The sequence below is a fragment of the Paenibacillus sp. PK4536 genome, assembly GCF_028594455.2.
Lineage (GTDB): Bacteria > Bacillota > Bacilli > Paenibacillales > Paenibacillaceae > Saccharibacillus > Saccharibacillus nuruki.
The window spans coordinates 4,167,226-4,179,427 of record NZ_CP126313.1 but is presented as its reverse complement, the minus strand read 5'-3'; the positions used below and the strand labels follow the sequence as shown (position 1 = coordinate 4,179,427).

Annotated in this window: 12 protein-coding genes and 2 pseudogenes; 13 read left to right on the top strand and 1 reads right to left on the bottom strand. The window is 35.9% G+C overall.

Features of this window, described 5'->3' with window-relative positions; all coding sequences use genetic code 11:
* Positions 1 to 33: 33 nt before the first annotated feature.
* The 11 genes and pseudogenes from PO903_RS18500 (at position 34) to PO903_RS18445 (ending at position 8,718) form a co-directional block, all read left to right on the top strand.
* Positions 34 to 405 carry a hypothetical protein gene (locus PO903_RS18500; RefSeq protein WP_273594233.1) on the top strand — a complete coding sequence of 124 codons (372 nt, stop codon included), beginning with the start codon at positions 34 to 36 and terminating at the stop codon, positions 403 to 405.
* A gap of 60 nt (positions 406 to 465) precedes the next feature.
* Positions 466 to 1,272, top strand: a complete 807-nt coding sequence (locus PO903_RS18495) for a nucleotidyltransferase domain-containing protein (protein WP_273594232.1) — start codon at positions 466 to 468, stop codon at positions 1,270 to 1,272.
* Between the two features lie 73 nt (positions 1,273 to 1,345).
* Positions 1,346 to 1,507: pseudogene (locus PO903_RS18490) on the top strand (RtcB family protein); the annotation flags it as partial.
* Positions 1,508 to 1,541: 34 nt separating this feature from the next.
* Positions 1,542 to 2,248, top strand: a pseudogene (locus PO903_RS22310) (DUF4135 domain-containing protein).
* Positions 2,187 to 2,906, top strand: a complete 720-nt coding sequence (locus tag PO903_RS18475) for a lanthionine synthetase LanC family protein (protein WP_273594229.1) — start codon at positions 2,187 to 2,189, stop codon at positions 2,904 to 2,906. The pseudogene PO903_RS22310 and the gene PO903_RS18475 overlap by 62 nt, the downstream one beginning before the upstream one ends.
* Before the next feature lie 42 nt (positions 2,907 to 2,948).
* On the top strand, positions 2,949 to 3,710 hold the full coding sequence (locus tag PO903_RS18470; protein ID WP_502921655.1) for an ABC transporter ATP-binding protein: 762 nt from the start codon (positions 2,949 to 2,951) through the stop codon (positions 3,708 to 3,710).
* 35 nt (positions 3,711 to 3,745) lie between these two features.
* Complete coding sequence (locus tag PO903_RS18465) at positions 3,746 to 5,791, top strand: FtsX-like permease family protein (RefSeq protein ID WP_273594227.1); 2,046 nt, start codon at positions 3,746 to 3,748, stop codon at positions 5,789 to 5,791.
* A gap of 233 nt (positions 5,792 to 6,024) precedes the next feature.
* On the top strand, positions 6,025 to 6,162 hold the full coding sequence (locus tag PO903_RS18460; protein WP_083243493.1) for a type A2 lanthipeptide: 138 nt from the start codon (positions 6,025 to 6,027) through the stop codon (positions 6,160 to 6,162).
* 117 nt (positions 6,163 to 6,279) lie between these two features.
* Positions 6,280 to 6,417: a type A2 lanthipeptide gene (locus PO903_RS18455; RefSeq protein ID WP_083243493.1), complete on the top strand. Its 138-nt coding sequence runs from the start codon at positions 6,280 to 6,282 to the stop codon at positions 6,415 to 6,417.
* A 485-nt stretch (positions 6,418 to 6,902) separates the two neighbouring features.
* Complete coding sequence (locus PO903_RS18450) at positions 6,903 to 8,129, top strand: sensor histidine kinase (RefSeq protein ID WP_161594208.1); 1,227 nt, start codon at positions 6,903 to 6,905, stop codon at positions 8,127 to 8,129.
* Positions 8,107 to 8,718 (top strand): response regulator transcription factor, encoded by a 612-nt coding sequence (locus PO903_RS18445; RefSeq protein WP_137221487.1) that lies wholly within the window; start codon positions 8,107 to 8,109, stop codon positions 8,716 to 8,718. Before PO903_RS18450 ends, PO903_RS18445 begins: the two co-directional genes overlap by 23 nt.
* 11 nt (positions 8,719 to 8,729) lie before the next feature.
* Here the strand turns inward: PO903_RS18445 and PO903_RS18440 are convergent, their stop codons facing one another.
* On the bottom strand, positions 8,730 to 10,256 hold the full coding sequence (locus tag PO903_RS18440; protein WP_273594226.1) for a hypothetical protein: 1,527 nt from the start codon (positions 10,254 to 10,256) through the stop codon (positions 8,730 to 8,732).
* A 114-nt stretch (positions 10,257 to 10,370) separates the two neighbouring features.
* Here PO903_RS18440 and PO903_RS18435 point away from each other — a divergent pair, with 114 nt between their 5' ends.
* On the top strand, positions 10,371 to 10,586 hold the full coding sequence (locus tag PO903_RS18435) for a hypothetical protein (RefSeq protein WP_273594225.1): 216 nt from the start codon (positions 10,371 to 10,373) through the stop codon (positions 10,584 to 10,586).
* A gap of 531 nt (positions 10,587 to 11,117) precedes the next feature.
* On the top strand, positions 11,118 to 11,978 hold the full coding sequence (locus tag PO903_RS18430) for a Cof-type HAD-IIB family hydrolase (RefSeq protein ID WP_273594224.1): 861 nt from the start codon (positions 11,118 to 11,120) through the stop codon (positions 11,976 to 11,978).
* Positions 11,979 to 12,202 lie beyond the last annotated feature (224 nt).

Here is a 12,202-nt window from a genome sequence, read left to right as displayed (position 1 = left end):
ACCAATGACCTTATTAGATATCTGCAAGAGCGAATGATCACTGAACCTGTATCTACCGTATCTATAACCAATGAAGCCTTAGAACAATGGACAGAGTATATTCAGTTACCTGTCCAGTATAGACATGCGTTTTTGGAAAGCTATAGCAAATCCGAACAAGAATTCAATTCGTTAACCCATCCGTTAGCTCCAGACATTGAATTAGAAGATCAACAGAAGTGGATTGATGATCTACAACAATTAATGAGCGATTTTAATGCAAATGAGAGTATATTATATGCGGTCAAAGGACATATTCCTACCGAACATCCGAAATGGAATCCCGACTGTATGCAATCTTATCAAGGGATTCCATTTCAACAGCGACGACAAAAACCATTCTATTTCTGTAGCGGTCTTTATTAATAACCGCCAATTTTAAGCGGATTTTCACCCATTCTCCTCATATGAAAGGAGTGATCGATCATGTCCGTAACTCAAGCCATGACTTCTATCATTCAGACTGAATTAAAACGTATTGAACAAGAACAACAAGTTCGTATTTTATATGCTTGTGAATCCGGTAGCCGTGCATGGGGGTTCCCTTCTCAAGATAGCGATTATGATGTGCGCTTTATTTATGTGCATCCTCCAGAATGGTATTTGTCGATTTTCAACAGGCGAGATGTTATCGAATATCCAATCAGTGAGCAGTTAGATATCAACGGTTGGGACTTGCGCAAAGCACTGAATCTGTTCCGCAAATCCAATCCGCCATTGATAGAATGGTTGCACTCTCCTATTCAATATGCCGAAAATAGTTCACTTGCTGAGCAAATTCGAAACGTATCACCAACTCGTTTTTCTCCACGTGCTTGCATGTATCACTACCTGCATATGGCAAAAGGAAACTTCCGTGGATACTTGCAAGGGGGTACTATGAAGATCAAAAAATACTTTTATGTATTGCGTCCGATCTTAGCTTGCCTGTGGATAGATCAAAAAGGAACCATGCCGCCTGTAGGCTTTGATGAGTTAATCGAAGAAATGTTGCCAACGGGACAATTACGTAGCGATATTGATGAGTTGCTGACTCGCAAAAAAGCAGGCGAAGAATTCCATCTAGAGCCACAAGTTCCATCGATCCAGTCTTTTTTAACCGATATGATCGATATTTTGGAACAACAAGTTGTGCATATGTCGACTTCGGAACAATTACAAGATGATCTACTGGATCAGTTGTTCCGCGAAGCATTGCAATATGCCTATCCAAACGAAGTTTCACTTTTGTAAGCAGACTCGTTTACAATAATAAATAAGCCTCTCTGAATAAAGAGGGGCTGACCTGAAAGAGGTTTTACCGATTATGAGTACTCCAATATCATCTTCTTATATTCATGAAGTGAAGCTTCCTGTGGGAAGTGTACATGTTTACGCCAATCCAGAATTATTTGCAGGATTGGACTATAAAGTCTTTAATATGGCAAATAATAATTTACAAATCCCAGGTATTCAGTACATGGGATATTTACTTATGTTTTGCATATCCTTTTTTACACTGGATGCAGCAGAAGCAATTTTTACTTGAAGCTGTACATCATCTGATATCCGATTTTAATCAGATTCAAGTCGAATTTGACTTGTTGGGAGCTTTGACAGCGATAGAAATGAACAAAGGGGACAGTCATTGTGATAAGAAGACAGTACTGATCTGCGGATTTGAACATGGCAAAGTGGTATACAAGTCCAAGCCATTACAAGTGAATGATCATATGAATCAGATTATCGAATATATGAATAATTATGAATTAGAGTATCCGATTGAGCCGCTGCCTATTATTGCTTATCAATACTACGGATGGCAATTGTATATCGAACAAATCAGTAGTACATCCGAAGCAGAAATAGAAGATTTATATTACAAATTAGGTGCTTATATCTGCTTGTTACATGTATTAATAGGAAGCGATATGCACGCAAAAATGTAATTATGTTAGCCAATAATCCTTATTTTGTAGATTTGGAATCTTTATTTCAAGGATATGATAGCCAAGATATACATAAAGAGACAGCTTACAAAAAAGTGCTCTACAGTATTAAAGATTCTGTGATTCGTACCTGCTTATTTCCAGCCAAGTTAGATAAACAGTCGAATCTGGATATTAGCGGTCTTACCGGTACAGGATCAAGATTGTCTGATAGACGAAGTGTTGTCGATAGCGATTCAATGCGGAGAACATCTTCTGAAGAATGCTATCCAACTAAATGACTATCATATAGGTTGGTCCAATACAAACGGTGACGGAAGTGTACTTACAGGCATGGCACATGGTAATGCAGGCATAGCATGGGCATTAACCAAGTTATATGAAGAGACTCACATCGTGCCACTCCGGGATTATGCTATTCAAGCGTTTGCTTATGAGCGGGAAATGTGCTCACCAGAAGAAAATAACTGGTTTGATCTACGCAATCGTCAACATCGTATTCAAAAAAACTTTCCAGAGCCTGTGAATTGGTGTCATGGTGCGCCAGGAATTGGTATGGCAAGAGTCAAAATATTTAATATTATTGCTGAACAACAAACAGGTATTGAGATTAAGCGAGCGATTCAGAAAACACTTCAAGAAGGATTCGGAGGTAGCGATTGTCTATGCCATGGATCGATGGGGAATATAGACCTGCTATTGTTATCTGCTCAACATCTAGGTCAATCGGAACATCTGGATATCGCTCAACGTATTGTCGGTGATCTGGTGAAGAATGCTCAAGCAGATCAATGGTATAGTGGTATTCCGCAGACTGCTCAAGTGCCGACTCTAATGATTGGCTTAGCAGGTATTGGATATCAACTATTGCGTACTATAGACCCTTATCATATTCCATCAGTACTGACACTGGAATTACCTCATCAATCCCAAGTATAAATAGTTAAAGATATTCATTTCAACCATAAAGGAGAATAGATGATGACTAATAATGCTGTACTCATCGCCAAAAATATTGTCAAATCTTACGATCATGTTAAAGCACTAAATCAGATATCGCTTGAAGTCCAAAAAGGAGAATTTGTAGGCATTATGGGTTCCTCAGGCTCAGGCAAAACAACATTATTAAATGTATTATCTACGATTGATCATATTTCAGATGGAGAAATTTTTATTGATGGGACAGAGATCAGTCGATTGAATGATAATCAGACAAGTGATTTTCGCAAAGATTATTTAGGGTTTATTTTTCAAGAATATTTATTATTAGATAGTTTAACGATTCATGAAAATATAGCAGTTCCTTTAACATTACTTAAAAAGAAACCAGCTGAAATTGAAGCCTCGATTCAAGCATTAGCCACACGTTTTGGTATTGAAAATCAATTACACAAATATCCGAACGAATTGTCAGGTGGACAACGCCAAAGAGCTGCGGCAGCCAGAGCCATGATCAAAAATCCAAGTATTTTATTTGCAGACGAACCGACAGGTGCGCTTGATTCCAACTCTGCGCAAGAACTATTAGAAAAGCTTAAAGAAATTAACGAAGAGTTACACACAACGATCTTAATGGTCACTCATGATGCGTATTCAGCAAGTTATGCTAATCGAATTATTATTTTAAAAGATGGTCAGACGATCAAGCAATTACACAAAGCTCAAAAAAGCCGTCAAACATTTTTTGAAGAGATATTAGAAGAAATTGCTGCTCTATCCAATCGAACACTTTCCAGTATATAAAATTAGAATAAAGTATGGTTAAAGGAGGTTTATATGTGAGTTTGCTCCGTATTGTACAAAAGAATTTGAAAAAAAATCTATCATTTTACTCTTTATATTTAGGTTCAGTTGCTTTTGTACTGATGATTTTTTACTTTTCTATTTCTTTTGGAAGTAATGATCTGATTCTGTCTCGTTTAATGGGGGATAATAAGTTACAAGCGATGATTAAAGTGGTATTACCCCTACTTATGGCTTTTGTGTTGTTTTATATGTCTTATTCGAATACTTTTTTTATGAAGCGAAGAATGAAAGAATTAAGTATTTATGCATTGCTTGGTTTTAATAAACGTAAAGTCATTTGGATTTTATTTTTAGAAAATATTTTTATTTGTTTGCTGGCACTCGGTATTGGCATTATAGTGGGTGGTATTGTCTATATCGTATTGATTCAGATCGTTATTCAGTGGCTTGGTGTTTCTTTGGATCAGTCTAATATTGTATGGTTTAACAGTGATGCAGTACTGATGACCAGTTCTTTTGTTGTACTGGCATTAATCGTTTTATTATTTTCTAATTATCGATTTATCCGCAAGCATACACTACTGGATCTGGTCAAAGTGGAAGGTACACGTGAGAAACCGATTCAACTACAATTGTGGAAAGCGATTGTCGGTTTTGTTGCTCTTGTCGCTGGATATATACTGGCACTTGATATCAAAAGAGGAGCCGATTCGTTATGGGTGACGATTGGATTTGCACCGTTATCCATGTTGACGTTTATACTAGTTGTTGTCGGAACGATTCTATCTATCCATTCTTTTTTGCCATATACGTTAAATAAATTAAAAGCCGCTAAACATTCTTTTTATCGGGATACCATGATTATTACGATTCCTCAATTTGTACAGCGGATTACTAGCAATTCGAGAACACTTATTGTCTCTACGTTAATCTCTGCTACAGCATTAGGATTATTGGGAGCTGGGGTGATTACGTTTTATTATCCTGTTAAAGCGATTGAACGGACCAACCCAGCTGCTTTTGAATTTCCAATGCAAGATGCGGTATTGACGCAAAAGGCTTTGGCTATTGTGAAGCAACAAGCAGACGCAGATCATATTCAATCCAAGCAGACTACCGTATTGGAAGTGCAATCATCTTCAAAGAATTTGCCGTTTGAGTATAGTGCTAAAGAAAAAGCAGGTTTTGATCTGATCTCCGCATCGGATTATCAACGTTCTTTAGTATTACAAGGTGACACTCCCAATATGAATGATCTAACCGACAATCAAGCAATTTTTATCAAATACAATCAAAATAATGTAGATGAACGTGGCAAAGTCTATACATTAACCCCTCCACAAAGCAAGCCGATTGATGTGGATGTTAAGTACACCACACTTGAAAATACAATCTCTTTCGCAAATAGTGTAGGTACATTAGTATTACCGGATGCTTTGTATCAGCAGATTCAAGCCACAGGCGTACCTTCACGTCAGATTATGAGTATTTACGGTGATGGATTGCGTAGTGACGCTGTTGTTCATGCACAGTTGAGTCCACTTTTTGCAGACAATCCTTATTTTCAAAGTGCGATTGGAAAACGAACGGTCTTTTTACAAGCGAACAGTTCATCTTTATTGATTAGTATTTTTGCGAGTACGATCTTTTTAATTTCGACAGGTAGCATTTTGTACTTTACTAATATTTCGAATACGTATTCCAAAATTAATGATTTTAGAATCTTAGAAAAGTTAGGCTATCGTAAATCGAAAATTAAAAAAATCGTCAATTACCAAATTTTTATCACGCCGGTTATTCCATATATTCTGGGTAGTCTTCATAGTATTTTTGCTCTAGAATGCTTCAAGACATTAATGCCTAACTTGATTGGAGATGCCAGTGCATTCTGGTTACCGGAGATTGTAGCAATCGGTATATTTACAGTAATCTATGGGGTGTATTATCTAATCACCCAGTATTCTTCATATAAAGTCATCTGGGGTCGTGCAGTTAAACCACGTACGATAACGCAACCTCCTGATTCTAAAGAATATGTTTCATCGTATGGAAAGCGCCGTGCACGTAGTTACAAATAGTTTCCTTATAATTTTACAAATTATATTAATTAGTGATTAGATCTAAAGAAGAAACACACAGTACTTGTGTGTTTCTTTTTTTGTTATATTGATGCAAATGATCTAAACTGACCAAATTATTTTAAATAAATAATAAGATTGCGCTTTTTACTCATTCTAAAATATGTAATTATTGTTATTTTTAGTATGTAGTTATTGATAACTATAAATGATGCAGGGAGGAGGCGTGCTATATGAAAGAATTATTTGTAGATTTGTCAGCAGTGGAAGATATTACAGAAGCTGAGTTACAAGCAGCAGTAGCTCCAGGCGATGGATGGATTACAACTTTGACAGACGATTGCCCGAACTCCATTATTGTATGTTGTTAATTTTATGTTGTCAGGCGAGGAACTTAAAGGAATATAGCAGTTTACTGCATACTTACACACTTGAGATCAATATGGTTCAAAGTGATTCACCAATACAATCCTAAGGAGTGTTTAAATATGAAAGAATTATTTGTAGATTTGTCGGCTGTTGAGGATATCACAGAAGCAGAATTACAAGCAGCAGTAGCTCCAGGCGATGGATGGATTACAACTTTGACAGATGATTGTCCTAACTCTATTATTGTTTGTTGTTAAGTGACCAAATAATAATAAAGAATACAGAGCCGATATCTTAGGATATCGGCTTTACTTTTTTTTACAAATAAATGGTATATTATACAAGTGGGATAAAATTGCTAACGACAAAGTGTAGAGAGGTATTCTATATGCATGACAAATACATAAAACAACAATTATTTATCCTTTTTAATCAGACATTAGTCATTATTTTTTTATATTATCAATATATTCAGCATCTGAATAATAGTATCTCAAATATGATGTCGCTAGTTGTAATATCAATTGCTATCTATGTATTATCTTATATTAAAATGACAAATTTGAATGGGAGTATGATTTTAAATCAATTTGCTAATTTATTATTATTATATTCTTGGCAAATTCTTTTGATGTTTGGAAAAGATCCACTCTTTTATTATATAGTGATCTTTTTAAATGTAATTGTGTCCTATACATTATTACGTTTTTTGTTACGATTTATTTTTCAAGATTCTGCTTATATGCATAAAAGGCAAGTCGATTGGATATTAAAAGTAATCTCATTATTCACGTTAATTTCGATTTATGATAAGCAACTCTATTCCATCATGTTTTTCTGGCAATGGGTGATTAGTGGAATTCTAATTGCAGTCACGGTATTTAAAAATAAAAAACGAATCCAATTTTTTCTGAACAAACAATCGAAAAGTCTAACGTATGCGCTAATGATGACGGCTATCCCTTTTGGAACGTATATTTTATTTATGGATAAAGCAAAAAATGTGTTCACCAATCTCGTATTCTACTTTATTTTTATTTTTCCTTTATATGCGGTATACAGTATTGTACAAAATAATGTTAAAGGATTTATACAACTTACACAGCTTAGTACATGGAACAAATGGCTGATGATTGTGGTATCTGTTATAGGTGTTGGCTTGATCGGTCAAGTGTTCGGGGCCGGGCCTTTGTTTTATATGATTGTTTTTCATTCGCTGATCTGGTTATTGATTTTTTACTATCTATTGTTGTACAAACAAATTAAGCAGTCTTTAGAAGTCACACAAGCAACAGAGCAGAAGCAATACGATTCTTATGTGAGTCGAGTAGCGCAGGTGGCGAAAGAAGAACAACTTAAAAAAGAATTTTCTAATTATCTACATGATGAGATATTACAAGATTTATTAGCAGTCAAAAATATGATGAATAAGTCTAATAAAGCAGAAGTACAGCAGATGATTACAGAAACGTTAACTGAATTAAATAAATCGATTCGCAATCAGATGCAAGAGTATCATCCAACCTTACTCAGCTCATTAACACTCAAGCAAAACTACGAGAATCTACTGCAAATTATAAAAAAAACGTATGCTCATCAACAGATCAATGTTTCGTTTACCTGCAAAGATGATCTGTTTTTAGTTGAACCGTATCACTTTATTTTTTACCGTCTGATCAAAGAATTAACAACTAATGCGTTCAAACATTCACATGGAAGTCAGATTTGGATCCAATTAACACAGCATCTGGAGCAGATTGAGTTAACGGTGGAAGATGATGGGGTAGGGCTAGATCCTACTGAGTATAAGCATAATCAAGGGCATCGGGGATTGCATTCGATTCAAGAACAGATTGCCTTGTTAGAAGGTGAAATGAATTTTAGTATGCGCAAGCCGCATGGATTAAAGATTCAGATTATCTTGCAAATGAAGGGAGAACATTCGTATGAATATTTTATTAATCGATGATCATATATTATTTGCCAAAAGTTTGGAAATCGCTTTTGAAGATTATCCAGAAGTGAGTACATTTCGATCGGTACAAGAAGTGGCAGATGTTATGACGATGATTGAAGATAAGCAACCGGACATTTTATTAGTAGATATTAATCTAAGCAATATTAGTGAGCAAGATGGATTGATTGTAGCTGAATCGGTATCTAAAAAGTATCCTGATTTGAATATTGTGATTTTGACAGGATTTGACCTGCCAGTCTATCGTTATGAAGCGAAAAAAGCAGGAGCACGTGGATTTATCAACAAAAATGTATCTCCTGATCAGTTGTTACATATCCTACTTCATATTCATGCAGGCTGTACATATTTTCCCGATGAAGAAGAAGAGATCGAGCAACTGACTGAGCAAGAGACCAAAATTTTGCAAATGTTAAGCGATGGGTACAAAAGAGAAGAAGTAGCCGATACGCTGTTTATTAGTAAACGTACGGTATCTAATCATATTCAACATATTTTTGATAAATTGCATGTCAGTTCAGCATTAGAAGCAGTAACCAAAGGCATCAAATTAGGTTATGTCAAAACGTATAAGCAATCATAATCAAAGGTTGATTAGAAATCCCGTAACTTATCAAACAGTTCGTATAAACCATCTTTATCTACAAGTAATTTACCTTGTTCACCTAGTTGTTGTTGCAGTTCTGTTAACAGTTCTTCTAACACAGCGTAGATTTCTTCACGCTCTATCGTTTCAATAATGTGATTACGCCGATCCATTTTGTTAAACGTTTCTGTATATTCAGTCACCATTTTTTCCAACAACGAGTAGACGGTATCTGCATGAATAGATGGATCGATCATACGTGTAGTAGTGAGCATTTTTTTGTAAGATTGAGCCGCTTTTTTAGCATTGGCAGCCGAAATATGTTCACGTCCATCCCAATCGCGGAAAGGATTAAGTAAATTTTCAGCTAGCCATTCGGGTTTACGAGGTTTGGTAATCCAGAGATCCAGCCCGAGAGTAGCCGCTTTTTTATATTTCGTTTTGACCGATTTGGCTACATTGGCTGGAATGCTGCTCATCCATAACGTTGATAACTTGGATAACTGTTCAGGAGATGGGAACTCATCTGCCTCGAATCCGAATAGATCATCTGTGTTCAAAATTTGCAAATGAGGTAGTTTTGCTAGATTTTGTATATGATGTACAACACCTGGCTTGCCTGATACTCGCAGTTCGGTCAAATAAGGAAAGCGCTCCACTATAGTGTTGATATCTATCTCTTGTATACGAACTAGAGATAGTCCGGCTAAATGATCTAGACCATGAAACTGGAAAAAATGGTTCCAACATTGTAAATCAATAAATCGTCCATCAGACACACTATGAATATGCAGATCAGGAGAAGGTTCACTATTGAGCATAAAATGTGTAAGATCATCATTAAGATAAATGGTAATAAGATGATCTGGTTTTAGCATCAAACGATTTAAATGGCTCTGCCTCAAATCAAGTTCAGTCACTATCGAAGATTTCCATTGTAATTCATGAATAAGAGGATTCTGGTTGATATAGTGTGCCAATTCTAGTGTACCTTGTTCAGTCTCAATCGATATGAGGCAAGGAAGCTTGTCCAATTCAGAGAAGTCTTCTATCTTTTGCAAGATCAGATCGTTAATTCTTGTCGTATTTTGAGGTAGTGTCTGACTCCCTACGACTACTTCGATATCTGGAGAAGCCGATTTGAATAGGTTTCTTTTCGTCACATCAATACGTTCCCAGCGACGTTGGTTATGGATGCTATTGCCGTTATACCAACCTCCAGCGTAGCTTGTTACTTCTTGATCCACTAGAGGAGGAATATTCCCTACAAATGAGTATTCTGGAGGCACGTTGGCGCTAACATAGTTATGATCATATCGATCATTCCAAAAATAAAAGTTGCACACTAACGGCTTCATGGTATGTAAAGTATCTTCATCAGGCAATGTATCTCCTGTCCAGTCTAATTCTAAAATAGCGGCTAGTGGAGATTCTTTTGGAGATGATCCTTCTTTAAGATGAGTGACCTGACAGGCTACATATTGCTGTAGCTTTTGAGAAAAAACACAATAGATATCTCCAACTTGAGGTAGCATCATCTTTTCCTTTCGTGTATAAATATAGAATGCATGAATTGTACTCAGTATAGCAAAAGCATTTCAGTAATACGAACAATATCTTATGAAAATGAGTAGATTATATAGACCAGATTGATCTATAAATTAATCGATGAAGGTTCACTTCAAGCTAACTTTGGTATGCAAGATATGGCACTAATCTTGAAGCAACTGTCTTCACGCATTGTAGAAGATATTCTTCAAGAAGAAAGCGAGCAGATTGCTTCATTCGATCTCAAAGAGATTCGTAAAGTGATCGGTAAGCAATTGCCGGCATTGATAAAAGAGGTTATAGACGCTAAAAAGTAAGAGGAGAACACGATGCTACTTTTTCAATCCCAAAAGAATGACGGGCTTCAGAATGCTACTCAACCCTTAGAGATTGTCATATGCAGTTGATCAGCAAGCCGAACTCATTTTAGAACATGAAGAATGTTATTAGCTGAGTTTAGAATCTATCTTTGAAATGCTAGAGGTAGACTGCGAAAATATGAAAATATCAATAAGAAAGACCACTCTTGGTATCGAAAGAGCGGTCTTTTTGATATTAAACTTATAGTGCGCTAGAAATTCATCTTTTGTTGCTCGTGATTGATGTTAAATAGGTTAGATTCAGAATACTAATAAGGTGAGGTACTACGTCTAAAACAATAAATACTACCGAAAAGATCGGAAAATCACTATAACGTAGGCAAAATATCCGATATGCTAAATAAGCTTAAAGTAAAGTTTTTAGAAAAAACATGAAAAATAGAAGCAATACTAGAATTACAAGGCATATTAACTTTGTTCGTAATATACTTTTCAATACATTTTTTTATACATTATGGAGGTTAAATCATGACAGAAAATACTCGCCAAAAAATAGTCTTTATCGATATAGACGGCACACTGGTAGACGATGATGGTCATATTCCTCTTTCTGCACAGCAAGCTTGTCAACAAGCACGTAACAACGGACATTTGCTTTATTTATGTACAGGACGATCTAAAGCTGAGATTTACGATAGTATCTGGGATATCGGATTTGATGGACTGATTGGAGCAGGTGGAGGTTATGTGGAGTTTGGAGAAGATGTTTTGTACCACAAAAAGGTGACAGCAGAAGATGTACGACATATGGTCGATTTTTTCAATACTCATCAGATCGACTTTTATCTGGAATCCAATTCAGCATTGTATGCAAGCGCTAATCTTCAGCCCCATTTAGAACGACGGATCTATGGCGATATTGAGAATGATCTGGTAGCACGAGCCAAAAAAGAATCTCAACCTCATCCTTTTATCACTGGATTAACGTATGGTGAAGCCAATCTGTACAAAGATGATGTCAATAAGGTCTGTTTTCTAGAAAGTGCTACGATTCCTTTTGAACAGATTAAGCAAGAATTTGAAGGGAAATTTCAAGTGATGCAATGTACTGTTCCGATATTTGGCAAAGGCAGTGGAGAGTTAGTTATCCCTGGGATACATAAAGCATTAGCGATAGCAGATTTACTCGAACATCTGAGTATGTCGCGTGAAGACACGATTGCTATTGGAGATGGAATGAATGACGCTGAAATGCTAGAGTACTGTGCAATCGGGATAGCGATGGGAAATGCCAAGCCTGCGCTTCAAGCGTTAGCAGACGATATTACAGCGACTGTAGAAGAAGATGGTCTGTTTCTAAGTTTTCAGAAATACGGACTTCTTGGATAAGAGTCTCTATAAAAGTAAAATATAAACTATATTAAAGAAGCAATAAGAGTGAGATCGATGTTAAACTCTGTTGCTTCTTTAGTTTGTTCTCAAAATTTATTATTTTTGACTTTTATCCGATATACATAAGTAATACTTAATTGGTTAATTTTGCACATTAGATTAATATTTACTATGAAATAAAATAAAAACTTTATACAATAATAAGTATCACGCTTGTACAC

What these genes read in the sequence shown, in the direction of transcription:
- PO903_RS18495 (WP_273594232.1), top strand. Translation starts at nt 466, where the DNA reads ATGTCCGTAACTCAAGCCATGACTTCTATCATTCAGACTGAATTAAAA.
- PO903_RS18470 (WP_502921655.1), top strand. Translation starts at nt 2,949, where the DNA reads ATGACTAATAATGCTGTACTCATCGCCAAAAATATTGTCAAATCTTAC.
- PO903_RS18450 (WP_161594208.1), top strand. Translation starts at nt 6,903, where the DNA reads ATGCATAAAAGGCAAGTCGATTGGATATTAAAAGTAATCTCATTATTC.
- PO903_RS18445 (WP_137221487.1), top strand. Translation starts at nt 8,107, where the DNA reads ATGAATATTTTATTAATCGATGATCATATATTATTTGCCAAAAGTTTG.
- PO903_RS18440 (WP_273594226.1), bottom strand. Translation starts at nt 10,256, where the DNA reads ATGCTACCTCAAGTTGGAGATATCTATTGTGTTTTTTCTCAAAAGCTA.
- PO903_RS18455 (WP_083243493.1), top strand. Translation starts at nt 6,280, where the DNA reads ATGAAAGAATTATTTGTAGATTTGTCGGCTGTTGAGGATATCACAGAA.
- PO903_RS18430 (WP_273594224.1), top strand. Translation starts at nt 11,118, where the DNA reads ATGACAGAAAATACTCGCCAAAAAATAGTCTTTATCGATATAGACGGC.
- PO903_RS18500 (WP_273594233.1), top strand. Translation starts at nt 34, where the DNA reads ATGATCACTGAACCTGTATCTACCGTATCTATAACCAATGAAGCCTTA.
- PO903_RS18460 (WP_083243493.1), top strand. Translation starts at nt 6,025, where the DNA reads ATGAAAGAATTATTTGTAGATTTGTCAGCAGTGGAAGATATTACAGAA.